This is a genomic window from Nocardia cerradoensis NBRC 101014 (assembly GCF_000308535.1).
Classification (GTDB): domain Bacteria; phylum Actinomycetota; class Actinomycetes; order Mycobacteriales; family Mycobacteriaceae; genus Nocardia; species Nocardia cerradoensis.
In genome coordinates, this window is record NZ_BAFW01000380.1 from 14,169 (window position 1) to 38,166 (window position 23,998).

The window sequence follows — 23,998 nt, forward strand, 5'->3', positions numbered from 1 at the left end:
GCATTCGAGCGCTGTCACCCCGGCGACCGGGCCCGAGCGGCGATCGGCAGCCGTGGACACGTGCGTACTGCCCATATTCCGACCCTACCCCTGTGGGCGCCCCCGAAACGCGTCATTTTCGGGCGAGAAACCCGCGCCGCGGAGGAATGCGTCGCCGGTGAGCGTATCGCCGAGTTCGACCGTGAACTCCACCGCCGCCGAGAGTCGGTAGGGCCGGCTTTCGATCACGGAACCGAGAATGCGGCGCAATCGGGAGAGCTCCGCGCGGATCGCCACCGCATGATCGGGGTCGCCGTGGATCGCGGTGCTGAGCTCGGTGACCGATATGCCGCGGCGGCCGTGGCGGTGCAGAAGCAACAGGATCTCGGCATGCCGCTGGGAAAGCGGTGTGTGCCAATCGGATTCGCCGCCGGTGCTGCGCACCACCGGTGCGCCGGACAGGTCGAGGGTCATGCGGATCCGGGTGTCACCGGTCATGGGCCGCAGCAGCCAGCCCTCGGCCAGCGGTTCCGCGATACACAGGCCCAGTCCCGGAACCTGCACGGCGCGTTCGGAATTCGGTACCGCGATGCGCCGCGCGGGTGCCACCCCGGTGGCGTGGGCGACCCAGCCGTTACGGTCGATGACCAGTGCCGGGCCCGGCAGCGCGGAGAGCGCCGGCATGGCGGTGTCGCGCAATCGCTGCAACCGCTCGTACTGACGGTGCAGCAGTTGCCCCTGCGCGATCTCCACCGCGGCGCTGACCAGGGCGGTCACGGTCGGATGCAGGGTCAGCGCCGGGCCGCTCACATCGACCACGCCGAGCAGGTCGCCGGTGCGCGGATCGTGCAGTGGCGCCGCGGTGCAGTACCACGGATGCTGCGATTGTTCGAAATGCTCGCCCGAGAACAGTTGCACTGGAACGGCTTCGGCGAGCGCCGTGCCGATGGCGTTGGTGCCGACCGTGGTTTCGGTCCAGGTGGCTCCTTCGCGGAAGCCGAGTTCGTCGGCGCGACCGCGCACCCGGGCGGCGCCCGAGCGCCACAGCACGATGCCGTCGGCGTCGGCGACGACCATCATCATCTGCGAGGAGTCGGCGACGCCGGTCAGGATGCGCGACAGATCGCCGATCACCTCCTGCAGCGGCGAGGTGCGGCGGCGCTGTTCGATCTCGTCGAACGGCAGGATCGCGCGCGTATTGGTCCGATCGGGCGCCAACCCGGCCGCGAGCACCCGCGACCAGGACCGCGCGACCACCGTGCGCGGGCGCAGCGGCGCCCGCCCGCCGCCGATGACCGCGTCGTGCATGCGCACGAGGTCGCGGGCGTAGCGCGGCAGATCCGTTCCCGGGGTGATCGCCTCGAAGCTGCCCACGTGGTCCATTCCTGAAGAGTGCAACGCCTTGCAACGATTGTGACACCGGTTCGACTCGCGTGTGCTGTAGGTCACAGAACTTGGGAAGGAGTATCCGATGACCTCGACATTGGAACCGGTGGCGGAGCGGTCCGACGGTGCGGGACCTCAGCAGCGGGTCGAGACCTGGCTGCGCGACTTCGAGTCCGCACTGGCGGCGCGCGATATCGAGGCGGCGGCCGGCATGTTCGCACTCGACAGCTTCTGGCGGGACCTGGTCGCGTTCACCTGGAACATCAAGACCGTCGAGGGGCGCGAGGGAGTCGCCGACATGTTGCGCGCCCGGCTCGCCGACACCGATCCGCGAGGGTTCCACACCACCGAACCGGCGACCGAGGACGACGGCGTGATCACCGCCTGGATCGGATTCGAGACCGCGGTCGGGCGTGCGGTCGGTCATCTGCGCCTCACCGACGAAGGCGCGTGGACGCTGCTCACCAGCCTGCGCGAACTGAAGGGGCTGGAGGAGAACAAGGGTCCGCGCCGGCCCAAGGGGGCCGAGCACGGGGCCACCCGCGAGCGCGTCACCTGGTCCGAGCAGCGGGAGCGACAGGAACGCGAACTCGGCTACACCACCCAGCCCTACGTGCTGGTGATCGGCGGCGGACAGGGCGGTATCGCCCTCGGCGCCCGGTTGCGGCAACTGGGTGTGCCGGCGCTGGTGGTCGACAAGCACGATCGGCCCGGAGATCAGTGGCGCAAGCGGTACAAGTCGCTGTGCCTGCACGACCCGGTCTGGTACGACCACCTGCCGTATCTGCCGTTCCCGGACAACTGGCCGGTCTTCACGCCGAAGGACAAGATCGGCGATTGGCTGGAGATGTACACGCGGGTGATGGAGGTGCCGTACTGGTCGAAGACCACCTGCACCTCGGCCGCCTACGACGACACCACCGGCGAATGGACGGTGCGGGTCGAACGCGACGGCGAGCAGGTCGTGCTGCGCCCGCGGCATCTGGTCCTCGCCACCGGCATGTCGGGGAAGCCGAACATCCCGAATTTCCCCGGTATGCAGCGGTTCCGGGGCGAACAGCAGCATTCGAGCCAACATCCGGGCCCGGACGCGTATGCGGGGAAGCGGGTCGTGGTGATCGGCTCCAACAATTCCGCACACGATATCTGCGGTGCGCTGTGGGAGGTCGGCGCGCAGGTGACCATGGTGCAGCGCTCCTCTACGCATATCGTGCGCTCGGAGTCGCTGATGGAACTCGGACTCGGCGATCTGTATTCGGAACGGGCACTGGCCAACGGCATCACCACCGACAAGGCCGATCTGATCTTCGCCTCGCTGCCGTACCGGATCATGCACCAGTTCCAGATCCCGATCTACGACGCCATCCGCGAACGCGACGCCGAATTCTACGACCGGTTGGCCCGGGCCGGATTCGAACTCGACTGGGGCGACGACGGTTCCGGACTGTTCCTGAAATATCTGCGCCGCGGCTCGGGCTACTACATCGACGTCGGCGCGAGCGAGCTGATCGCCAACGGCGATATCGCGTTGGCGCACGGCCGGATTCGTGAGCTGACCGAGGATGCGGTGGTTCTCGACGACGGCACCGAACTGCCGGCGGATCTGGTGGTCTACGCTACCGGATACGGCTCGATGAACGGCTGGGCGGCGGATCTGATCGGCCAGGAGGTGGCCGACAAGGTCGGCAAATGCTGGGGTTACGGGTCGGGCACCACCAAGGATCCGGGCCCGTTCGAGGGGGAACTCCGCAATATGTGGAAGCCGACCCAGCAGGACGGCCTGTGGTTCCACGGCGGCAATCTGCATCAGTCGCGCCACTATTCGCTGTATCTGGCGCTGCAGCTGAAGGCGCGCTACGAACAGATCCCCACGCCCGTGTACGGGTTGCAGGAAGTGCACCATCTCAGCTGAGTGGGTGCCGGCCGGGTCGTTCGAGCCGAGCGACCCGGCCGCCGAAGTCGGAGGAAGCACAGAATTCTCGTGAGGTGACGGCCGATGATGTCCGATATCCCCGCGACGAGCGACCCCGCCGCACAGAACCGGTGCGGCGGGGTCGCGTCGATGGGTGACTCAGGGTGCTGGGCTGAATTGCCGCGAAATCCGTTCCACCACAGTGGGATCGGCCAGGGTGGTGGTTTCCCCGATCTCGCGCCCGTCGGCGATGTCGCGCAGAATGCGGCGCATGATCTTGCCGGAGCGGGTCTTCGGAAGTTCGGGCACGAGCAGGATGTGCCGGGGCGCGGCGATCGGCCCGATTTCGGTTCCTACGTGGGCGCGCAGCTCCTCGGTGGCGGTATCACCGCTGCCGTCGCGAGTGACGACGAAAGCGACGATGCGCTGCCCGGTCATCGCGTCGGCGGCGCCGACCACGGCCGCCTCGGCCACCGCGGGATGCGACACCAGCGCCGATTCGATTTCGGCGGTCGAGAGTCGATGCCCGGAGACGTTCATGACGTCGTCGGTGCGGCCGAGGATCCAGATATCGCCGTCGGCGTCGTAGCGGGCGCCGTCGCCGGCGAAGTAGTAGCCGTGGTCGGCGAAGCGTTCCCAGTAGGTGCTGCGGAAGCGGTCCTCGTCGCCCCACACGCCGCGCACCATGCCCGGCCACGGTTGATCGAGCACGAGATATCCGGATTCGCCCGGCGCGACTTCGTCGCCCGCGTCGTCGACCACCTTGGCCGAGATGCCGGGCAACGGTTGTTGCGCCGCACCGGGTTTGGGCGCGCGGGTGCCCGGCAGCGGCGCGATCATCGCCGCGCCGGTCTCGGTCTGCCACCAGGTGTCGACGATCGGTGCCCGTCCCGCGCCGATGTGTTCGCGGTACCAGGCCCACGCCTCGGGATTGATCGGTTCGCCCACACTGCCCAGCACCCGCAGGCTCGACAGGTTGTAGCGGGCGGGAATGTCGTCGCCCCACTTCATGAATGTGCGGATCAGCGTCGGCGCGGTGTAGTAGATGGTGACCCGATAGCGCTGCACGATCTCCCAGTGCCGTCCCTCGTGCGGGGTGTTCGGCGTGCCCTCGTAGACCACCTGGGTGGCGCGGTTGGCCAGCGGCCCGTACACCAGATAGGTGTGCCCGGTGATCCAGCCGATATCGGCGGTGCACCAGTACACGTCGCGGCCAGGATCGTGATCGAAGACGAGGCGATGGGTGTAGGCGGCCTGGGTCAGGTAGCCGCCGGTGGTGTGCAGGATGCCCTTCGGTTTCCCGGTGGTGCCCGAGGTGTAGAGGATGAACAGCGGATGTTCGGCGTCGAATGCGGTGTATTCGTGCCGATCCGGGACTCCGGTCAGCAACTCGTCCCACCAGATGTCGCGGCCGTCGGTCCAGGGCAGATCGCCGGCGAGGTCGTCGCCGACGCGGCGGACGACGACCACCTTCTCCACCGTGGCCGCGCCGGCCAATGCCTCGTCGACCCGCTCCTTCATGGGCACGGCCGCGCCGCGCCGGTATTGACCGTCGGCGGTGACGACCACGCGCGCGCCGGCGTCGTCGACCCGGGCGCGCAGGGCGGCGGGGGAGAACCCGGCGAAGACGACGCTGTGCACCAGGCCCAGGCGCGCGCAGGCCAGCATCGTCACGATGGCCTCCGGAATCATCGGCAGCTGGATCGCGACGCGGTCACCGGCTCGCAAACCCAAGCGCGCCAAGGCATTCGCCGCGCGGTGTACCGTGCGCTGCAACTCGGCGTAGGTGAGGTCGCGGGTGTCGCCGGGTTCCCCGACCCAGTGGATGGCGACCTGGTCGCCGTACCCGGCGTCGACGTGGCGGTCCACGCAGTTGTAGGCGACGTTGAGCCGGCCACCGGCGAACCAGCGGGCGCGGTGGGGTGCGGGGCGTTCCAGCACGGTGTGCCAGTGGGTGTCCCAGTGCAGACGTTCGGCCTGCCGCGCCCAGAAACCGTCGCGATCGGCGACGGCCAGTCCGTACAGTTCCGCGCCGGAGTACTCGTTCCGGTGCGTCGAGAGATCCGTATTCCCGGTGATCAAGTCGTCCATGGCGGCAGTGTCGTGTGCCGGGGTTGGCAACTGGTTGACGCGACCGCACGGTCGGCGGCGGAAGGGCGGAGATGACGACGATGAACGACAGCAGCACCCTGGTTCGGCGGCGAGCCGCACTCGAATCCGAATGGGCCCGTTGGGTCCGCGGTGGCGCGCACACGCTGTCGCCGTCGAAGGCGCTGTGCGACAGTACCTTACGTGCCGAGGTGAGCCGATCGTGGCGGCGCTCGCTGGGATCGGTCGACCCGGCTCGCGACAGCGCACCCGGCAGCGACACCGACATCGGTGCGCGCTGGCTCGACTCCCCGCTGTATCGCCCGGTGAACGAATTGGCCGAGCAATTGCGCGGCATCGCCGAGGACGCGGGTTTCGTCGCCGCCGTCACCGACGAGGACGGAACGATTCTGTGGTCGTGCGGCGGACCGGTGATGCGCCGCCGCGCCGAGCGCGTGAACTTCGCGCCCGGCGGTCGCTGGGACGAGACGCATATGGGCACCAACGCCTTGTCGCTGGCCCTGCGCACCGGGCGGCCGAATCAGGTGTTCTCGGCCGAACACCTGGTGGAGGCGCTGCACGGCTGGGTCTGCTACTGCGCGCCCATCCACGGCGCCGACGGCCGCCGGCTCGGTTCGCTGGATCTGTCCTCGACCTGGGATCGCACCCATCCGCTGGCGATGGCGACCGTGCGGTCGCTGGTGGCCGCGATCGAGAATCGGCTGCGTGTCCTCGCCCCGCCCGCCACCGGCCTGCGGCTGAACTGCCTGGGCGCCGCACGCGCCACCCGGGACGGTGCTCCGATCCGCCTGCGCCCCAGGCAGATCGAGATCCTCACCTTGCTCGCCCTCGAACCCGGCGGCTTCACCCCGGAGCGCCTGCACTACGCGATCTACGGCGACCGCCCGGTCGTATCCAGCACCCTCAAGGCCGACGTCTCGCATCTGCGCCGCGCCACCGACGCGGCCATCGCCAACCGGGTCTACCGGCTGACCGCGCCGATCCGGTGCGACGCGGCCGATCTGCTCACCGCACTGGACGCGGGCGATACCGACGCGGCACTGCGGCTGTATCGCGGTCCGCTGCTTCCGGATTCGGAGACACCCGCCGTCGTGGAATGGCGGCAACATCTCGAGGTCGCCGTCCGTGCGGCGGTTCTGGCCGGCGGCGATCCCTGCCACGCGCTGGCACTGGGCGAACGCATGCCGGCCGATGTCGAAATCCACGAGCGCGCACTGGAATTGCTACCCGCCGGCGACGGCCGCAGAGCCGTCGCCGCGGCCCGGCTGCACACCGCGCTGCGCGGCTAGAGGTTTCGCCGGGATGCGCGCGAGCAATTGGATGGCGCACGCCCTCTTCACCGACTTCGCCGCCCTGCCCGCTCGGGAGCGCAACTACGTGCGCTGGATGTTCCTGGGTAGCGAGCCGCGTGAGTTGTTCCTCGACTGGTAAACGCAGGCTCGTGCGGCGGTCGAGAGCTTGAGCCTCGATGTCGGCACCAATCCGGGGGATCGCGCCGGGCTCGCCCTGGTCGAGGAGTTGAGCGCGGCCGCCGGTGAACTCCGGCAGTGGTGGGCCGAGCATCGGGTGCTGCAGCGGACGCACGGCTCCAAGCGGCTGCGTCACCCGGTGGCGGGCGCGCTCACGGTGGAATACGAAACCCTCACGTTGCCGGGCAATTCCGACCAAACCCTGTACCTGTACACGGCCGAGCCGGGCAGCGCGTCGCGGCAGGCGTTGCGCATGCTGGCCGGCTGGTCGGCGCCCGGTGCCACCGCGGCTCTCCCCTGACGCGCGGGCGGGACGGAACCCTAGTTGCCCGGATAACGGCTCGTCAGCTGGTCGGCGGAGCCGTGTTCGGTCGAATTGTCGTGTCCCAGTTCCACATTCAGTTCCTCCGTCTCGCCGCCGACCACCACCGGGGTGTGCACCGGTGCGTAACCGCTCGCCACCACCGTGTAGGTGCCGTCGTGCAGGTCGGCGAAGGTGTAGGCGCCGTCGGAGCCGGTGACCATGGTGTCGACCACGGTGCCGTCCCAGTCGGTGAGGGTGACCAGGGCGTCGGGCAGGGGGCGGCCGTCGCGTCCGCGCACCACGCCGTGCAGGCGGGCGCAGGGGCGCAGCGTCACGTCGAGGCGCGGTGTGTCGCTGCCACCGGCTCGCACCGGGAGGGCGGCCGGGTGAAAACCGTTGGCGCTCACCGCGATCGTGAAATCGCCTTCGGGCAGTTCCGTGAGGCTGAACGTGCCCTCGTCGGTGGTCGCCGCGGAGGAGAGCACCTCACCGCGAGCGTCGAGAGCCGACACCCGCGCGCCCGCGATGGCGGTGCCGTCGTCACCGCGCGTCACGATGCCGGTCAGGCCGGCCATCGCGGTGAGCACCACATCACAGGGCACCGGGTGCTGCGCGAGCTGCACCGTGGACGCGTCCGGGCGGCGCCCGTCGATCGAGGCGATCAGCACGTACGAGCCGGGTTCGGGAGCGGCGAGTTCGAAGTAGCCCTCGGCATCGGTCAGCGCCCGGCCGATCTGGCGGCCCGACATCGAGATCAGGGTCAGCACGGCATTCTGCAGCGCCGCGCCGCGGGAGTCGTGGACGCGACCGAAGGCGACCGGTCCGGATACCGCGGGCCGGCGCAGTGTCTGCGCAATACCGTTGTGCTGCACAGTGTTCGACTCCGAAGCAACCGCATGTTCAGCGGAGTGCGAACTGTGCTCGGCATCCATATCCACAGCGGCGGTGGCGGCGATCGCGGCCGTCCGATGCCCCGGAATGAACGTCGCCACCAGTGCACCGGCCACGGCCACACCGCATCCGATCAGCAGCGACACGCGGAATCCGTTCTCGCTGGCCACGGCATGCCCGCCGAGCGAGATCGTCATCTGCGCCAGCACCGCGCCGACCACGGCGGCCGCGACCGAGGTGCCGATCGCCCGGACCAGCGTGTTGAAGCTGTTGGCGGCGGCGGTCTCCGACTGCGGCACCGCGGCCATCACCAGCGCCGGCATGGCGCCGTAGGCGAATCCCACGCCGGTGTTGATGATCAGCGTCACGATCAGCAGGCCCCAGGTGCTGCCCATCAGCGCCATCGAGGATCCGTATCCGGCGGCGATGATGACGCAGCCGACGATCAGGGTGATCTTCGGTCCGCTGCGCGCGGAGAGTTTGGCGCCGATGGGGGAGACCAGCATCATCATGAGTCCGGCCGGCGCCATCCACAGACCCATGGCCATCATCGATTGCCCGAGGCCGTACCCGGTGGCCTTCGGCAGCTGCAACAACTGCGGCACCACCAGCGACTGGGCGTACATCGCCATGCCGACGACCATCGAGGAGGCGTTGGTCAGCAGTACCTGCGGTCGTGCGGTGACGCGGAGATCGACGAGGGGGTTGCGGCCGGCCAGTTCCCACCAGCCCCACAGCAGCAGGACGACGACGGCGGCGACGAACAAGCCGATGGTCAGGCCGCTGCCCCAGCCCCAGCTCGACCCCTTGGACACCGCCAGCAGCAAGCACACCAGGCCCACGCCGAGGCCGAGGGCACCGAGCACGTCGAACCGTCCGGTGGCGGCCGAAGCCGGTGGGGTGGCGGGGATCAAGGTGAAGATCAGGACGCCGATCACCGCCGCGAGCGCGGCCATCGTCCAGAACAGCACCCGCCAGTCGGAGTACTGGATGACCGCGGCCGCCATCGGCAGGCCCAGCGCGCCGCCGATACCGAGCGAGGAGCTGATCAGCGCGATACCCGATCCGAGGCGCTCGCGTGGCAGCAGATCGCGCAGTGCGGCGATGCCGACGGGCACGATGCCGGCGCTCATACCCTGCAGGCCGCGCCCGACGATCATCGGCCACAGTGAGGAGGACACCGCGCAGATCACCGACCCGACCAGCAGTGGCACCGTCGAGCCGAGCAGCACGAGGCGTTTGCCGTAGAGGTCGCCCAATCGTCCCGACACCGGTGTGGTGACCGCGGAGGCCAACAGGCTCACGGTGACCACCCAGGTGGCGTTGGCCGGGCTGGTGTGCAGGATCTGCGGCAGCTGGCCGAGTAACGGCACGACCACCGTCTGCGTCAGCGAGACGACGATGCCGGCGAATGCCAGCACCGCCAGTATCGCGCCGGAACGCCCGGCGGTATGTGCTTTCTCCACGCCCTACTCCTCGAATGTCGAGCCGACGGTTGCATCATACATATGAGGTGCATCATGCACATTTGATGAAAATCTCCCGTTTCACCCGTCGGCTCGTTGTGCCGGGCACCCATATCGGCGCTCCGGCTTCGTGAGTTGTGCCCGACCGCGGCCCGATCGGCTCTGCGCCGTACCCGCCGACCGTATGGTGTGCCTGCGTCGGGGCAGTCATTCACAAAGGGGCACAGTGATTTTCGGTGTGGCATCCAAATCTTGCCGGCGGTTCCTCCCGGCGGCCGTGCTCGCGGCCGGCATCCTCGTGGCCGACGCGGCCGGCGGCGCGGCGGTGAGTTGCGCGCAGGTGCCGTCAGCTGGGGATATCGTGGTTCCCGGCGGGTACTTCGAACCCGATCTCGGCTCCAGTCACTACCGCCCCGGCACGGGGCTGGTCGATCTGTTGTGGAGGTTGCTGTGAAACGAGCCCGGACGCTGCTGATCGTCGTGCTCGCGGCCTGTGCCCTGCTGGTGACGATGACGGTTCGCCCACCGCTCGGTCGTGCGGACAACGGCCCGGCTCCCACGGACTCGACCGAATGGCAGCAGTGGATCGATCGGACGATCCCGGCGCCGAACCTGCCACCCGCGCCCTCGCCGCCCAACGCCGAACTGCGTCCGGAACTCGCCGCGCTGTGGCGGTCGGTGTTGTCGCCGCCGGCCGGCGATCCGCTGTTCGATCAGTGGCCGACCGGGCTCGATGCCCTGCGTCCCGGCGATCCGATCGAGGTGCGCGATGTGACGGCCACGGCCGCGCCGCTGGCGGCGGTGCCGATCGCCCGCGCGCTGCTGCTGAAATTCCGCTCCACGGGCGCGACCGGCGCACCCTCGTTCGGCACGGCGACGCTGCTGATTCCCGCCGCGAACTGGACCGGTCCCGGACAGCGACCGGTGCTGGTGAACGCCATCCCGATCAATTCGCTCGGCCTGCGCTGCACCCCCGGCTATGCGATGGCGCACGGCCTGCATCCCAAATTCAGTGCGGGTGATCTCTTCCCGCCGACCACGTGGTGGGCACTCTCACACGGGTACGGCGTTCTCGTTCCCGACCACGAGGGCCCGTGGATGGCCTACGCCGAACCGCATGTCGCCGGGCACGTGATCCTCGACGCGATGCGCGCGGTGCGGACGGTCGAACCGAAGACGTTGGGAGACAGCAAGTTCGCGATCGGCGGCTACTCCGGCGGTGCGATCGCGGCCTATGCGGCGGATATGCTGCTCGGCGAGTACGCGCCGGAACTGGCGGGCTCGATCGCCGGGGTGTCGGTGGGTGGTCTGGCCACCGACTACAGCGAGGTGGCCCGTCATTTCAACGGCAATATCGCGTCGGGAATCCTGATGGTCGTCGCGCTGGCCTTTGCCCGGGAACACCCGGAACTGCTGGATCAGCTGAACCATCTGGGGGAGTGGCTGGCCACCTCCCCGGTGAAGGACACCTGCGGCGACAGCAACGGGCCGCTGGGCGTGACCGGCGTGCCGATCGAGCTGGCGACCGACACCGTCCACCCGCTCGACACCGAGGCGGCCCGCGCGCTGTTCGCCGCCACCGATCTGCGCGACCGCACCTCCGCCGCGCCGCTGTACATCTACCACGGCCTGCTCGACATCTGGATTCCCGAGGTCGAGTCGACCGATCTGTTCCGCGCACAGTGCGCTCGCGGCGTGCCCGCCGTCTTCCGCAGCGTACTGGGAGAGCATTCGATCACCCTGATGGCCGGTTTCCCGGGTGCGATCGACTGGCTCGATCAGCGACTGCGCGGTATCCCCGCGCCGAATGAATGCCCCGCCCGCTGAAAAGGGTTGCGGTGCAAGGATTTCGGCATCAGTTCGCCGCGGCCGACCCGGGTCGCGGCAATCCGAAGTGGTCGCGCAGCGTGGTGCCGGTGTATTCGGTGCGAAACAGCCCGCGGCTGCGCAGAATCGGCACCACCGTGCTGGTGAACACCTCGAGTCCGCCCGGATAGTAGGGCGGCATGACGTTGAATCCGTCGGCGGCGCCGTGACGGAACCAGTCCTCGATCGTGTCGGCGACCTGTTCGGGCGTGCCTGCGAAGACCCGGTGCCCGCGCGCACCCGCGAGCCGGTGCAGCAGCCCGCGCAGCGTGGGCCGCTCGCGGGTGACGATGCCCGCGATCACCTGCCGGCGGCTGGCCGCGTTGTCGGTGACATCGCCCGCGTCGGCGAACAATGCGGCGGGCACCGGTTCGTCGAGCGCCAGATTCCGCAGCGATTCCCCGGCGAGGCTTTCCAGCTGGCCGAGACCGTATTCGGGCACGGTGAGCTCGTTGAATTCGCGTTGCAACTGTTTCGCCTGTGCCTCGGTATCGGCGATGAACGGGCTGATACCCGGCAGGATCTTCACATGTTCGGGGTCGCGGCCGAAATCCCGGGCCCGGCGCTTGATGTCGGCGTAGAAGGTCTGGGCGTCCTCGAGCCGCTGATGGGCGGTGAAAATGGCCTCGGCGTAGCGGGCCGCGAAGGCTCGTCCGTCGTTGGAGGCGCCGGCCTGCACCAGCACGGGATGGCCCTGCGGAGTGCGCGCGGCGTTGAACGGTCCGCGCACGCGCAGATATTCGCCGCGGAAATCGATGCGATGAATCTTGTCGGGATCGGCGTAGATGCCGGCGGCGCGGTCGAGGAGCACCGCGTCGTCGTCCCAGCTGTTCCACAATCCGACGACCGCGTCGACGAATTCCCGTGCGCGCGCATAGCGTTCGGTGTGATCGGGGTGGCGGTCCAGGCCGAAATTGGCCGCGGCGAGGTCGGTTCCGGTGGTGACGATATTCCATCCGGCGCGCCCGCCCGAGATGTGATCGAGCGAGGAGAACAGCCGGGCCAGATTGTAGGGCTCGTAATAGGTCGTGGAGGCGGTCGCGATCAGGCCCAGACGCGTGGTGGCCGAGGCGATCGCGGTCAGCAGGGTGATCGGTTCCAGACCGGGCGCCGCGTTGTAGCGCACGTCGGTGCGCAGCGCGGGGCCGTCGGCGAAGAACACCGCATCGAGGGTGGCGGCCTCGGCGGTGCGGCCGATCTCCTGGTAATAGGTCACGTCGTAGATGCGGTCGGGCCTGCTGTCGGGGTGGCGCCACGCGGCCTCGTGATGGCCCGCGGGATAGATGAAGGCGTTCAGATGCAATTGCCGTTCACTCATACGAGCACACCCGTCCGATAGTCGCGATGAACCCGGTCTGCGGACCGGGCGACGGCAGTCAACCAAACGGGTGCGATCGCGTAAACGGTTTGTGCGGGGTGTGATTCGAATTCCGGCGGTGCCTGCTGCTTCAGCACAGAATCCTGCTGATCGTAAGGATTCTCCGCCGCCGGGGCGCGGGCGAGTATTTCTGTCGGGCATATGTCCGGCGACGGTTTCGGCCCCGTTTTCGAAGGAGTACGGCGATGAGCGAGGCATGGCAGATCGATGCCGATGTGCTGGTGATCGGTGGTGGACCGGCCGCCTGTTGGGCCGCGATCCACGCCCGCGAGGCCGGGGCCGAGGTGGTGCTGGTCGACAAGGGGTACTGCGGTACCAGCGGCGCGACCGCACCCGCGGGGACGGGCGTCTGGTACGTGGCACCGGATCCGGCGGCCCGCGCGGCGGCCAAGGCCAGTCGCGAGGAGCTGGGCGGCTTCCTCGCCGACCATCACTGGATGGACCGGGTGCTCGACCAGACCTACGCGAATATGCACCGGCTGGGCGAGGAGGGCCGCTACCCGTTCCCGGTCGACCCGCGCACCGGCAACCCGATTCGCACCGGCGTCCAGGGCCCGGAATACATGCGCCGCATGCGGGCGTGGGTGCAGCGGCTGGGCGTGCGGATCGTCGACCACGCCCCGGCCCTGGAACTCCTGGTCGATCGGGACGGCACGGTCCGCGGCGCGGCCGGCTACCTGCTGCACGAGCACCGCGACTACCGCGTGCACGCCGGCGCGGTGGTGCTGGCCACCGGCGGCTGCGCCTTCCTCTCGCGCGCGCTCGGCACCAACGTCGACACCGGTGACGGCACCCTCATGGCCGCCGAGGTGGGCGCACGCTTCTCGGGGATGGAATTCTCCAACGCCTATGGCATCGCCGCGAAGGGCTCGACCGTCACCAAGACCGCCTATTACCGCTACGCCACCTTCTTCCACGAGGACGGCAGCATTCTCGAGGGCGCCGGATCGGTGCAGGGACGGTCGGTCATCGCGCGAACCCTGTTGCAGGAGAGGGTATTCGCGCAACTGGATCGGGCGGACCGGACCACGCAGGAGCAGATGCGGCGCGGCCAGCCGAACTTCTTCCTGCAATTCGATCGCCGCGGCATCGACCCGTTCACCCAGCGCTTCGAGGTGGATCTGCTGGCCGAGGGCACGGTGCGCGGCACCGGCGGGATCGAGGTGGTCAGCGACGAATGCGCGACCTCGGTGAGCGGCTTGTATGCCGCGGGCGACGCCGCCACCCGCGAACGCATCTGCGGCGGATTCACCGGCGGCGGCAGCCACAATGCGGCATGGGCGATGTCGTCGGGGAGCTGGGCGGGACGGGGTGCGGCGCGATTCGCGCGGCGCGGTGGCCGTCCGGACGGTCTGACGCGAGCCGGGCGAACGGGGTTGCGGCCCACCGGGTCCGGGCGCATCGGCGCGGACGAGGTGCTCGCCGCGGCACGCGCCGAACTGCTGCCGGTGGAGAAGAACTATCTGCGCCACGGTGACCGGGTCCGTCCGGCGTTGGCCGCCCTGGACGCGGTGTGGACGGAGGCGGCCGCGGGGCTGCGGGCCACCGGCGCCGACCGCGTGCGGGCGCGCGAGGCCGCCGCGATCACCGCGGTCGGGCGGCTGATGTACCGATCGGCGCTGGCGCGCACCGAATCTCGCGGTATGAGCAAACGGGCCGACCATCCGGAGCTGGATCCCGCACAGCACCACCACATCCTCAGCGGCGGGCTCGACGAGGTGTGGACGGTGGCGGCGGCGCTGCGGTCGGCCGATGCTCCCGCGGTCGCGGCGGTGGCCTGATGATCGAACTGGTTCACGCCCCGGCCTGCATCGCCTGCGACAAATGCGTCGACGTCTGCCCGACGAACGTCTTCGACCGCGGTCGTGACGGAATTCCGGTCATCGCACGGCAATCCGACTGCCAGACCTGCTTCATGTGTGAGGCGTACTGCCCGACCGACGCGCTGTACGTGGACCCGCAATCCACGCCGCTGCCGCCGCACCAGGCGGTCCCGCGCGAGCACATCGGCGCGTATCGGCGCGAGATCGGCTGGGGGAAGGGACGCCGGCCGGGCAGTCTGACGGCGGTGGGGCCGGAACTTCCGCCCGGCCCGGCGCCGAAGCCCTCGGGGGCGTGATCCGGTCGCCTCGGTAGCAAGCGATGTCACCTCGGCGCGGACCGACAGCTCATGTGCGGCGAGGTGAAACAATCGGGCTCCCAACACAATTCCCGATTCGCTCGAAATGATCCGGCTGAATGCAACCGGTGGCGACGAGGGCGGCTATCGATACCGTCGGGGGATGGGTAGCAGTGCGCGACGCCGGCCGCTGAAGATCGTGACCGGGGTCAGTGGTTCGCCGAAAATTTACGATGCCGCGATCGATCCGCGGCGCTCGACGCTCGACGATGCGCTGGGTGTCGCGAAACTCGCCGAGGAACACCGCTTCGACGCCCTGTTCGCGGCGGATCTGCTGAGTTTCGGCGCGCAGGGCGCCATCGGGGCGCAGGAACCGCTGATCTTCCTGTCCGCCCTCAGCGCGGTGACCCGGCATGTGGGCCTGATCGCCACGGTCACAACGACTTTCCACCATCCGTACAACCTGGCGCGACTGTTCGGGACGCTCGACCACATCAGCAATGGGCGCGCCGCATGGAATGCGGTGACCTCCTCTCTGGGGGAGGAGAACTACGGTGCCGGGGACCTGCCGAGCCCGGAGGAACGCTACGCCCGCGCGACCGAAGTCCTCGAAGTCGCGAACGCGCTGTTCGACAGCTGGCAGCCGGGCGCGCTCACGCCGGACGGTCACGGCCGCGCTGTCCTGGATGCCGAGCGGGTCCGTCCGATCGACTATGCCGGACGCTATTTCACCGTGCGCGGGCCGCTGAACATTCCGCCGCTGCCGCAGCGACGCCCCGTGCAGTTCCAGGCCGGGCAATCCGAGGGTGGCGTGGAATTGGGCGCCCGGTTCGCCGAGGTGGTGTTCACCTCACTGGCGACGCTCGACGACGCGCTCACCTACACGAAGAAGATCCGCACGCGCGCAGCGGAATTGGGCCGCGCCGACGGACTGCCGTACATCTTCAGCTCGCTGCACACCACCTACGGCGCCACCGAGGAGGAAGCGCGGCGGCTGGTTCGCGAACGTGCCGAGGCCACCGATTTCGAGGCGGGCCGCCACGCGCTGGCCGATATGCTCGGCGGCGAGATCGACCTGTCCGAACTCCCGCTGGACCGGCCGATCCCGGACTCGCTGCTGCCCGATGTGCATGCGGTGAACCGGCGCCGCGGCCGCGTGGAGATCTTCACCGCCCTGGCTCGTTCCGGAAAAACGTTGCGCGAGTTGATCATCGCCGCCAAGGACACCGGCCACTGGGCCGCCGCCGGCACTCCCGAACAACTCGCCGACGCGATTCAGGAGCGCTACGACGCCGGCGTCCTCGACGTGATCGGCCTCGGTGGCCTCGACGACCCGCGCAACCGCGACTTCCTGCTCGAGGGCCTGCTCCCCGAACTTCGCCGCCGCGGCATCGTCGGCTCCGACTACGTGGGCGAGACCTTCCGCGACAACCTCGAACTACCTCCGTTGCCGCCGCGGAACTCCTGACGCGCTCTTCAGAATTCGAGGACGATCCGGCCCCGGACACCGCCGGCTTCGAGCAGCTCATGCGCCCGGGCGGCGTGCTCGGCGGGGAAGGTCCCGGCCACGCGCAGGGTGAGTGCGCCCTCGGCGGCGAGGCGGCTCAATTCGCTCAGCGCATGCGGTTCGTCCAGATGGTCGGCGACCATCACGAGGTGAACCGAAATGCCGCGCTCCGGCGTGGCTCCGCCACCCAGAGCGGCGGGCCGCAGGAGGACGAAGGCACCGCCGTCGCGCACCGCCGCGAGCACGGCATCGCCTTGGAGCGCGGTGTCGATCAGCGCGTCCACGCCGTCGGGAGCGTGGGCGCGGATGCGGGAGGCGAGGTCCTCGCCGCGCGGCAGGACGACATCGGCGCCGAAGTCGCGGACCAGCTGCTCATCGTCCGGTTTGGCATCGGCGATCACGGTGTAGCCGCGCGTCTTCGCCAGCTGGATCACGTAACCGCCGACCGCACCGGCGGCCCCCGTCACCGCGATCGTGCGCCCCGCGCGCGGATCGAGCGCGTCCAGGGCGAACCAGGCGGTAAGGCCGTTCATCGGAAGCGTTGCGGCGGAGACGAAGTCGCTTCCCTCGGGCAGACGCGCCACCTGGCTCGCGGGTACCACGATCTTCTCCGCGTAGGCACCGCCCCCGGCGAGTACCGGTAGCGTGATCGCGACGACCCGGTCGCCACTGCGCCAGCCGGTTTCGGGGTCGGCCTCGTCGATGATTCCCGCGGCGTCCCAGCCTGGTACGTACGGCGGCGTCACCTCCCGGTAGCGATCGTGCGCCATACCGGACCGGGTCACGGTGTCGGACGGGTTCACGGCCGCGGCCGCCACCCGGATCCGCACCTCGCCGGGACCGGCGTGCGGTTCGGGCACCTCGACGGGTTTCAGTACCTCCGGACCACCCGGCTCCTCGAATCCGATCGCCAGCATCGCACCTCCCGAGTTCGCAGTCTGCTATCTCCCGGGGCAACCGCCGTCTACCGGAGATTTGTTCCGCGGGGTGCGAAGACGCCGGTACGCGCAGTACCGTAGCCGGTTTCGCGAGCCGTCGGTCGACTCAGCCGTTCACAGCGGTTCTGGCGCGAACGAGGTGCGGGCCCGGGAGCGCCGGTCCGTCGGCGGGAAGGTCGGCATAGGACCGCACCAGCGCGATCCCCGAGTGGTCCTCGATGTCGGTGAATCCGGCCGACTCCAGTTCGCTCCGCATCTGCTCTTCGGTGAAGAAGCTCACCCACGGTTCACCCACGGCCGCAACGCGTTTACCGCGAGCCTGCTGTCCCGCGTCGGGTGGGTAGGAGTAATCGAACACCAGGTCCGCACCGCCGCCCTGGCCGGCGATGTAGCGCAGCGTCTCGGCGATGGCGTCGTGTTCGAGGTAGACCACCACGCCGAGCCACACGTACACCGCGCTGCGGGCACGATCGAGTCCCGCCTGTGCCAGCGCGTCGGCGAGGTCGTCGCGGTGGAAATCCACCGGAGCGAAGATCATCGACTGCGGAACCTCGATTCCCGCTTCGGACAACCGATTTCGCTTCCACGCCTGGGTGTCGGGGTGATCGACCTCGAAGAACCGCACCTCCGGGTGAGGATTGCGGTAGGCGGCGGTATCCATACCCGCGCCGAGCACGACCACCTGGCGGGTTCCGCCGGCGACCGCCTCCGCGACGGTGTCGTCGGCGAAGCGACTGCGCGTGGCGAGGAACAGCCGGCGCCGTCGGGCCAGTTCCGGATCCACCCCCTTGTCGAACGGATTGTCGCGAGCCGCTTGTTCGCCGACGATCCGCACTGCCAGCGGATCGGTGAAGATCCGCGGTTCGTCGGCGAGCTGGTGATAGGCCCGCGCCTGTGCGGTGGCCATCGCGGTTGTGCTGGGTTGCCCGACCTGCATACCGGTCACCGTACGCCCGGGTCGCGGCCTGCTCATCGCGAGATCCGTCACGCGTACTTGCCGGGGGTTCGCTGGTTACCCGTTGTGAAACTGGAACACGTTATAGATTGTGGGCAGTCGAGAGTCTGGAGGAACGATGTCCGCGAACGCGTCGGCGGCGGAACTGCTCGCCACGGTGGAACGATCCCCGCAGGCGGTCGCGGTGCACGATCGCGCGGCCTGGGTGGATCTGTTCGCACCCGACGGCCGGGTCGAGGATCCGGTCGGCTCGCGCCCGCACATCGGCCGACAGGCGATCGAACGCTTCTACGACACCTTCATCGGCCCCAACCACATCGTCTTTCATGTCGACCACGACGTGGTACGCGGTGCCACGGTATTCCGGGACCTCGTCCTCGACACCACCATGTCCACCGGTGTGACCCTGCGCGTGCCGATGCACCTGCGCTACGACCTGACACGCGTCGCCGGCGAATGGAAGATCGCCCGCCTCTACGCCCACTGGGAGCTACCGGTGATGGTCGGTCAACTGCTCGCCGCCGGCGGGCGCGGGCTCGCCGCGGCCACGAAACTCGCGCCGCAGCTACTCGGAAACCAGGGCATCGGCGGCGCTGTGGGTTTCAGCCGCGGTTTCATCCGGGTCGGCGCGGCCGGCAAACGCGCCGCCACCGGATTGCTGGAAGCGGCCGGTCGCGGCGACGTCGCCGGTGTGCGCGCGGTACTGAGCCCCCGCGCGGTCGTGGAATGGCCGGCCGGTTCCGATGTGGGCCATGCCGAATTCGTCAAGCGGGTGCGCGGACTCGAGGTCGGCAAGACCATCGCGGCGGGCCGATTCGTGACCGTCAGCGTTCGCACCCCGGCCGAACGCGGAATCGCGGAACTGGAGGTCGACGGCCGGCGGGTGGTCGCATTGCGCGGCTTCGTCGCCGAGGACTGAACCCGCCGGGCGATGAGGTCGCGGTTCCCCGAGCTCAGCCGTGGCTCGTAATCCGGGCATGGACATGCATGTCGTGGCGCCCGTCCGGATGCGGCGCCGCCGAAACCAGCGTGCCCTCGTACCGAAAGCCGGTCTTCTCCGCGACCCGGCACGACGCCGTATTCGCCGACGAATGGCGCAGGAACACTCGCAGGAATCCGATGTCGAAGGCCAGTGCGTCAACGCGGTCACAGCAGCCGGGACGTACCCGTGTCCACGCTGCCCCGGCACGGCCCAGTACGCGAGTTCGCCCTCCCCGTAGGCGAGGTCGAGATGCCGGAAACCGGCTCTGCCGACGACGCGCCGACCGGAGGTGATCGCCCAGTGGGCGCCGGTCTCCAGTCTCCACGCGCTCTGCCACCGGTCGATCATTTCCCGTGCTTCGTCGAGATCCGTGAGTGTTCGGCAGTGCCATTGCTGAATATCGCGGTCCGCGTACACGGCCAGGAGTAATTCCGCATCGTTCGCATCCCACGGCCGCAGCCGGAGCTCGCTGCCCACCGCTACTTCGGGTTGCTCGTTCCGCGACAGCATCCCCGCCGTGATGACATCGGAAGTGAGATAAGGCATTTCCCCCGCTCCGTTCGGCGTGGCGCGTCCGCTCACACACTCCATCACGCCCGTGCGCGTGTGGTCGACCGATAGCCTCGTGGTGTACGTGCTGGCTCAGTTCATCGCGAAGCCTTCGGTGGAGAAGGTGAAACCCTTTCCGGAGGCATCGTCCCTACACGACACACCCGAGTCGCGGGCTGTGCAGGTGAAGCCATCCTCCGACAGGGATGTGTTGTAAGGCAACACTTTCGCCTCATCCGGCGTCTGCCGGAACACCGCTTGCCCCAGTACCGCGAAACGGGGCTCACTGCCGCGCTCGATCATGATCGTGTCGGGCGCGACCTGTTTGTGGGAGTAGTGGCTCTCCACCGTCGGAGCGCCTTTCACGCCGATCCCCGCGCCGGTGTTCGTCGCGGGCTGGCATCCGGCCATATGTGGTTCACCCCCGACGACGATCGCGCAATGCCACCGCCCGGCCGGAGTGGTGAAGTAGTAACCGTCGATACCGCCCGATGTGGCGAAGTACGACCGGGCATCAGCCATCGCTACGCCGGGCATCGCCATATTCGACAATGCGGCCGATGTGGCTGCGGGCGAGGCTGTCCCGACACTGCGCATATCGCCGGCCGCCTGGTCGTCGCCGACCGCCTCGCCGGCCGAACCACCGCACCCGACAACGCCCATCGTCAGCAAGCAGATCGAGATCGTGACGAACGGTGAAAGAACTGCACGCCTGTTCATCGCACGCTTTCCGAAACCGTCACGGTCTCATCAGGTTCGAGTGGTCGGCCGACTTGCCGCAGAACGGCTACCGATTATCGCGGGGCTGGACGGCGTCCACAATAAGCCGTTCGACCGACAACCGCGCAGGTCTTCCGTATTGTTCGGTTCGCCGCGCGGAGTGTCGGGCGGCGCGCCGGAAAGCCTGGAGAGCTGGGCTCTGCCGCGAAACACCTACGGAAAACGATTCGCGATGGCCGTTGCGATCTCATTCGGCGCGTGCTCCTGGATGAAGTGCCGAGCACGGGGTAGTTCGACCGTTTCGACATCGGTGAAGGCGGCCCGCATGCGCGGGATACACGCTTTCGGCCGGAACACGGGGTCGCGCATCCCCCACACCAACAGCGTCGGCTTGTCGCCGAGACGCGTGGGAACGTCTCGGGAAAGCTGCTCCAGCAGTGGAGTCGCAGCACGGATTTCTCTGGGCATCACCGCCAGTCCGCGACGCGCCGCCGCGGTGGGTTGTACCGCGCGATAATGCTCGGCTTCGGCCGCGGTGAGTGTGCGCCCCAATTCCGAGAGCAGCACGCGCTCGATGAGGAAATTCTGCTCGAGTATTCGGCGCTGCATCGGACGGCTGCTCATGATCGCGCTGAATGCCTTGTTGGCCATTGCCGCGATCGGCCAGAACACCGTGTTACCCAACACGATTCCCCGCACCCGATCCGCCCGCGCGACCGCCGCGCCCAACCCGATGGGGCCGCCCCAATCCTGTCCCATGACGATGAACTCGTCGAGCCGCAGATGATCGATCAACTCGCCGAGCACCGCGGTGACTTCGGCGACGGTATATCCGAAATGGGAAGGTCGCTCGGACAATCCGAACCCCGGATAATCCACCGCGACGCACCGATATCGATCCCGCAATTCGGTGACGATGTGACGATAGAGGAAACTCCACGTCGGGGACCCGTGGCAGAACAGGATCGTCGGCCCGGACCCCTCGTCGATGTAGTGCATGCGCCCGGCCGACGAGTCGAACCAGCGCGACTCGAACGGATACAGACTCTTGTCCGGAACGAAATCGATCGTCATGGCGCCCTCCCTCGAGGCCCAGGCTATCCCCGCCCCCCGCCCGGCCGGTACGCCCTGCGACCCGAATCACCAAGGTCGCCAGACCTGGAAACTCGGGGCTGTTTCGCTCTGCCAGGGCTTCTTACGCTTCGAAGTGTTACCGGGCCGCAGTCAGCCCCGACACTCATCGATACGGAGAAGTCCTATGAGCAAGCGATTCGCCGCCACCGTATTGACCGCTGCCGCCCTGGCACTGCCGCTCGCGGCCGCGCCGTCGGCATCCGCGGACACGACCGGCACGGGTTCGGCCTCGGGCTCGGCGACTGCGCTGAGCAATCTGATCTGTGAGTTCCGGGACTACCTCGGAATGGGCGGATGTGTCTACGACATGCCGTGAAACCTCCGTGCCCCAGGCAAATTCGTGTGCGACCGCCACGAAGAACGGGCAGGCTGTCCCGAATGCAGGCGCGTGGTGTCCCCGAACTGATCGAACTCCTGGCCACCGGCGACCGCGTGCTCGTGGAGGCCGGCCCGATGGATCGGATCTGGGGTATCGGCCTGGCCGCCGACGATCCGCGCGCCGAGGATCCGGCGCAATGGAAGGGGCTCAACCTGCTGGGGTTCGCGCTGATGGATGCCCGCGACGTTGTGCGGACCGCCCACTGACCGACTGCCGAGGCGCAGGGACAGCCCTCCCGCACCGATCCGTGCTGGGAGGTGGATGTCCTGCTCGACAACGCCGGAGTGAGCGTGTCGAACAATTTTCCGCCTCCGGCTTGACCTTGACCCTGGGGCAGGGTTCGACGATGGTCCGCATGAACGACAACGCACTGCACGCCATCGCCGACCGGATCCGCTCGCAGGTGGACTCCTTCTGTGAATCGGACCAGGTTCCTGGCTACGTCGCCGGTGTCTCTCATGCGGGCGAACAGATTCTCGTCTCGCACGGCACCGCGAACCTCGCCACCGGCGCCCCGATGCGCGAGGACACCGGGTTTCTCTTCGGTTCCGTCACCAAGGTGCTCACCACCACGCTCGTACTGCAGCAGGTCGAACGCGGACTGCTGAAACTCGATGCGTCCGTGGTGGACTATCTGCCGGAATTCGCGCTCGCCGAACCGGGCGCCGCGGACAAAATCCTGGTCCGGCACCTGATTTCCCACACCAACGGTATCGACGCGGACCTGTTCTTTCCCGACGCCGAGGGCCGCGACGCGCTGAAACACTACATCGAGGGCCTCGCGCAGTGCGGCACCCTGTTCGCACCCGGCGAGCAGCTCAGCTACTCCAACGGCGGCATGATCGTGGCGGGCCGGCTGCTCGAGGTGGTCACCGGGACGCCCTACCCGGACCTGCTGCAGCGGGAATTGTTCGACCCGGTAGGCATGACGACGTCGAGTACTTCTGCGCGACAAGCGATTCTGCGCAGCACGGCGGTCGGCCACTTCATCGACCCCGAAACCGGGAGCGTCGCGCCGACCGGCATGTTCATGCTTCCCGACACCTGGGGACCGGCCGGTGGCACCCCGATCGGCACGGTCGCCGACCTGCTGGCGCTCGGACGCACCCACCTCGCCGGTGGCGTCGCGCCGACCGGTGTTCGGGTCCTGTCCGCGGAATCGACGGCGACGATGCAACGAGCCGCCCACGATATGCGCACTCCGAACGTCCCGCCGATGGGACTCGGCTGGGTGCGGTATCCGTTCGGCGACACCACGGTGCTGGCGATGTCGGGCGCGTCACCGGGCGGGGTGTCCATTCTGTGTGTGGTCCCCGAATACGACCTGGTCTTCACCGCCTTCGGCAACACCTCCGGAGCGATCGTGCTGCACGACCGGCTGCTGCGGTGGCTGCTGACCGAATATCTGGGCATCGAAATCCCCACGCTAGTCGAGGAATTCGATGCGGAGTTCGACCTCACCCCGTACGCCGGCACCTACCGGTCGGGCCAACTCCGCGTCGATGTCGACATCGTCGACGGGCAGCTCGAGGAGCGCGTGACCTACGAACCCGACGACGCGACGCAGGAACGCATCTTCACCGCATTCGCCGGAGGTGCGACCTCGGCACCGCCGCAACGGTACGTACCCGTCCGGCCCGGTCTGTTCGCGCCCGCGGGCTATCCGCCGGAAATCTTCGACGGGTACCTGCGGTTGCTGCTCGTCTCCTATCACGACATTCGTGACGGCCGTGCGCGGTTCCGCAATGCCGGCGGCCGCCTGACCCGGCGTTCCTGACCGCCCCGGCGCGCGGAAGGATGTCCCCATGCTCACGATCGGACAGCTCGCGGACTATGCGGGCGTGACCGTCAAGGCCGTGCGCCACTATCACCAGCGCGGTCTGCTCGCCGAACCCGACCGCGACGCCTCGGGCTATCGCCGCTACACCGCGCAGCACGCGATCGACCTGGTCAAG

Annotated in this window: 20 protein-coding genes and 3 pseudogenes; 13 read left to right on the forward strand and 10 right to left on the reverse strand. The window is 68.5% G+C overall.

The genetic code is table 11. The features are described 5' to 3' along the window. Positions 1–84: 84 nt before the first annotated feature. Positions 85–1,353 (reverse strand): sigma-54-dependent transcriptional regulator family protein, encoded by a 1,269-nt coding sequence (locus tag ON23_RS33085; protein ID WP_051043699.1) that lies wholly within the window; start codon positions 1,351–1,353, stop codon positions 85–87. Between the two features lie 97 nt (positions 1,354–1,450). On the opposite strand from ON23_RS33085, the gene ON23_RS33090 reads away from it, so the two are divergent. Then, positions 1,451–3,277 carry an NAD(P)/FAD-dependent oxidoreductase gene (locus ON23_RS33090; protein WP_039783367.1) on the forward strand — a complete coding sequence of 609 codons (1,827 nt, stop codon included), beginning with the start codon at positions 1,451–1,453 and terminating at the stop codon, positions 3,275–3,277. A 159-nt stretch (positions 3,278–3,436) separates the two neighbouring features. Here the strand turns inward: ON23_RS33090 and acs are convergent, their stop codons facing one another. Beyond that, positions 3,437–5,368 (reverse strand): acetate--CoA ligase, encoded by a 1,932-nt coding sequence (gene acs, locus ON23_RS33095; protein WP_039783369.1) that lies wholly within the window; start codon positions 5,366–5,368, stop codon positions 3,437–3,439. A gap of 80 nt (positions 5,369–5,448) precedes the next feature. Between acs and ON23_RS33100 the strand changes: the two genes are divergently transcribed. Both ON23_RS33100 and ON23_RS39025 read left to right on the forward strand, forming a co-directional pair. Then, the gene (locus ON23_RS33100) at positions 5,449–6,675 is read left to right on the forward strand and encodes a helix-turn-helix domain-containing protein (RefSeq protein WP_039783398.1); all 1,227 of its coding nucleotides are present in this window, start codon (positions 5,449–5,451) and stop codon (positions 6,673–6,675) included. Between the two features lie 13 nt (positions 6,676–6,688). Next, positions 6,689–7,156 (forward strand): annotated as a pseudogene (locus ON23_RS39025) (MmyB family transcriptional regulator). A gap of 20 nt (positions 7,157–7,176) precedes the next feature. On the opposite strand, the gene ON23_RS39530 reads toward ON23_RS39025, so the two are convergent. Next, entirely contained in the window at positions 7,177–8,091 is a 915-nt protein-coding gene (locus ON23_RS39530) for an MSCRAMM family protein (protein ID WP_275942004.1), read from the reverse strand. A gap of 18 nt (positions 8,092–8,109) precedes the next feature. Beyond that, positions 8,110–9,516: pseudogene (locus tag ON23_RS39535) on the reverse strand (MFS transporter); the annotation flags it as partial. A 238-nt stretch (positions 9,517–9,754) separates the two neighbouring features. Between ON23_RS39535 and ON23_RS38310 the strand changes: the two are divergent. Both ON23_RS38310 and ON23_RS33115 read left to right on the forward strand, forming a co-directional pair. Next, on the forward strand, positions 9,755–9,970 hold the full coding sequence (locus ON23_RS38310) for a hypothetical protein (protein ID WP_143859977.1): 216 nt from the start codon (positions 9,755–9,757) through the stop codon (positions 9,968–9,970). Then, entirely contained in the window at positions 9,967–11,343 is a 1,377-nt protein-coding gene (locus ON23_RS33115) for a lipase family protein (protein ID WP_039783371.1), read from the forward strand. The genes ON23_RS38310 and ON23_RS33115 overlap by 4 nt, the downstream gene beginning before the upstream one ends. A gap of 28 nt (positions 11,344–11,371) precedes the next feature. Here ON23_RS33115 and ON23_RS33120 read toward each other — a convergent pair whose 3' ends face one another. After that, on the reverse strand, positions 11,372–12,700 hold the full coding sequence (locus tag ON23_RS33120; RefSeq protein ID WP_039783373.1) for an LLM class flavin-dependent oxidoreductase: 1,329 nt from the start codon (positions 12,698–12,700) through the stop codon (positions 11,372–11,374). Positions 12,701–12,945: 245 nt separating this feature from the next. Between ON23_RS33120 and ON23_RS33125 the strand changes: the two genes are divergently transcribed. The 3 genes from ON23_RS33125 to ON23_RS33135 all read left to right on the forward strand — a co-directional run bounded on the left by ON23_RS33125 (position 12,946) and on the right by ON23_RS33135 (position 16,347). Continuing rightward, positions 12,946–14,541 carry an FAD-dependent oxidoreductase gene (locus ON23_RS33125; protein ID WP_039783375.1) on the forward strand — a complete coding sequence of 532 codons (1,596 nt, stop codon included), beginning with the start codon at positions 12,946–12,948 and terminating at the stop codon, positions 14,539–14,541. Then, on the forward strand, positions 14,541–14,879 hold the full coding sequence (locus ON23_RS33130; RefSeq protein ID WP_039783400.1) for a 4Fe-4S dicluster domain-containing protein: 339 nt from the start codon (positions 14,541–14,543) through the stop codon (positions 14,877–14,879). The genes ON23_RS33125 and ON23_RS33130 overlap by 1 nt, the downstream gene beginning before the upstream one ends. 163 nt (positions 14,880–15,042) lie before the next feature. Beyond that, positions 15,043–16,347, forward strand: coding sequence for an NtaA/DmoA family FMN-dependent monooxygenase (locus tag ON23_RS33135; protein WP_039783401.1), 1,305 nt, complete (start codon positions 15,043–15,045; stop codon positions 16,345–16,347). A gap of 8 nt (positions 16,348–16,355) precedes the next feature. On the opposite strand, the gene ON23_RS33140 is transcribed toward ON23_RS33135, so the two are convergent. Together ON23_RS33140 and ON23_RS33145 are read right to left on the reverse strand one after the other, a co-directional pair. Further along, positions 16,356–17,303, reverse strand: a complete 948-nt coding sequence (locus tag ON23_RS33140; protein ID WP_039783377.1) for an NADP-dependent oxidoreductase — start codon at positions 17,301–17,303, stop codon at positions 16,356–16,358. Between the two features lie 127 nt (positions 17,304–17,430). After that, positions 17,431–18,297, reverse strand: a complete 867-nt coding sequence (locus ON23_RS33145; RefSeq protein WP_244969789.1) for a class I SAM-dependent methyltransferase — start codon at positions 18,295–18,297, stop codon at positions 17,431–17,433. A gap of 100 nt (positions 18,298–18,397) precedes the next feature. Here ON23_RS33145 and ON23_RS33150 point away from each other — a divergent pair, with 100 nt between their 5' ends. Continuing rightward, complete coding sequence (locus ON23_RS33150) at positions 18,398–19,198, forward strand: nuclear transport factor 2 family protein (RefSeq protein ID WP_039783379.1); 801 nt, start codon at positions 18,398–18,400, stop codon at positions 19,196–19,198. Between the two features lie 222 nt (positions 19,199–19,420). Here the strand turns inward: ON23_RS33150 and ON23_RS39920 are convergent. The 3 genes and pseudogenes from ON23_RS39920 to ON23_RS33165 form a co-directional block, all read right to left on the reverse strand. Further along, positions 19,421–19,852, reverse strand: a pseudogene (locus ON23_RS39920) (GNAT family N-acetyltransferase); the annotation flags it as partial. Positions 19,853–19,903: 51 nt separating this feature from the next. After that, entirely contained in the window at positions 19,904–20,353 is a 450-nt protein-coding gene (locus ON23_RS33160; RefSeq protein WP_157170362.1) for a hypothetical protein, read from the reverse strand. 390 nt (positions 20,354–20,743) lie between these two features. Next, entirely contained in the window at positions 20,744–21,604 is an 861-nt protein-coding gene (locus tag ON23_RS33165) for a haloalkane dehalogenase (protein ID WP_039783381.1), read from the reverse strand. Positions 21,605–21,788: 184 nt separating this feature from the next. On the opposite strand from ON23_RS33165, the gene ON23_RS33170 reads away from it, so the two are divergent. From ON23_RS33170 to ON23_RS33185, 4 genes are all read left to right on the forward strand, one after another. Beyond that, a complete protein-coding gene (locus ON23_RS33170) occupies positions 21,789–21,980 on the forward strand; it encodes a hypothetical protein (RefSeq protein ID WP_039783384.1) in 192 nt (63 codons plus the stop codon). Positions 21,981–22,042: 62 nt separating this feature from the next. After that, a complete protein-coding gene (locus ON23_RS33175) occupies positions 22,043–22,249 on the forward strand; it encodes an NADAR domain-containing protein (protein WP_051043697.1) in 207 nt (68 codons plus the stop codon). 149 nt (positions 22,250–22,398) lie between these two features. Then, positions 22,399–23,820 carry a serine hydrolase domain-containing protein gene (locus ON23_RS33180; RefSeq protein WP_210743526.1) on the forward strand — a complete coding sequence of 474 codons (1,422 nt, stop codon included), beginning with the start codon at positions 22,399–22,401 and terminating at the stop codon, positions 23,818–23,820. Between the two features lie 28 nt (positions 23,821–23,848). After that, positions 23,849–23,998, forward strand: a 150-nt coding sequence (locus ON23_RS33185) for a MerR family DNA-binding transcriptional regulator (RefSeq protein ID WP_039783386.1), incomplete at its 3' end; no start/stop codon positions are given.

Bases quoted from the DNA above. Each gene is read 5' to 3' on its own strand.
- ON23_RS33140 (WP_039783377.1), bottom strand. From the start codon at position 17,303: ATGCTGGCGATCGGATTCGAGGAGCCGGGTGGTCCGGAGGTACTGAAA.
- ON23_RS33160 (WP_157170362.1), bottom strand. From the start codon at position 20,353: ATGGCGATGCCCGGCGTAGCGATGGCTGATGCCCGGTCGTACTTCGCC.
- ON23_RS33170 (WP_039783384.1), top strand. From the start codon at position 21,789: ATGAGCAAGCGATTCGCCGCCACCGTATTGACCGCTGCCGCCCTGGCA.
- ON23_RS33135 (WP_039783401.1), top strand. From the start codon at position 15,043: ATGGGTAGCAGTGCGCGACGCCGGCCGCTGAAGATCGTGACCGGGGTC.
- ON23_RS33090 (WP_039783367.1), top strand. From the start codon at position 1,451: ATGACCTCGACATTGGAACCGGTGGCGGAGCGGTCCGACGGTGCGGGA.
- ON23_RS33125 (WP_039783375.1), top strand. From the start codon at position 12,946: ATGAGCGAGGCATGGCAGATCGATGCCGATGTGCTGGTGATCGGTGGT.
- ON23_RS33180 (WP_210743526.1), top strand. From the start codon at position 22,399: ATGAACGACAACGCACTGCACGCCATCGCCGACCGGATCCGCTCGCAG.
- ON23_RS33100 (WP_039783398.1), top strand. From the start codon at position 5,449: ATGAACGACAGCAGCACCCTGGTTCGGCGGCGAGCCGCACTCGAATCC.
- ON23_RS33120 (WP_039783373.1), bottom strand. From the start codon at position 12,700: ATGAGTGAACGGCAATTGCATCTGAACGCCTTCATCTATCCCGCGGGC.
- ON23_RS39530 (WP_275942004.1), bottom strand. From the start codon at position 8,091: ATGGATGCCGAGCACAGTTCGCACTCCGCTGAACATGCGGTTGCTTCG.
- ON23_RS33145 (WP_244969789.1), bottom strand. From the start codon at position 18,297: ATGAGCAGGCCGCGACCCGGGCGTACGGTGACCGGTATGCAGGTCGGG.
- ON23_RS33130 (WP_039783400.1), top strand. From the start codon at position 14,541: ATGATCGAACTGGTTCACGCCCCGGCCTGCATCGCCTGCGACAAATGC.
- ON23_RS33150 (WP_039783379.1), top strand. From the start codon at position 18,398: ATGTCCGCGAACGCGTCGGCGGCGGAACTGCTCGCCACGGTGGAACGA.
- acs (WP_039783369.1), bottom strand. From the start codon at position 5,368: ATGGACGACTTGATCACCGGGAATACGGATCTCTCGACGCACCGGAAC.
- ON23_RS33175 (WP_051043697.1), top strand. From the start codon at position 22,043: ATGCAGGCGCGTGGTGTCCCCGAACTGATCGAACTCCTGGCCACCGGC.
- ON23_RS33165 (WP_039783381.1), bottom strand. From the start codon at position 21,604: ATGACGATCGATTTCGTTCCGGACAAGAGTCTGTATCCGTTCGAGTCG.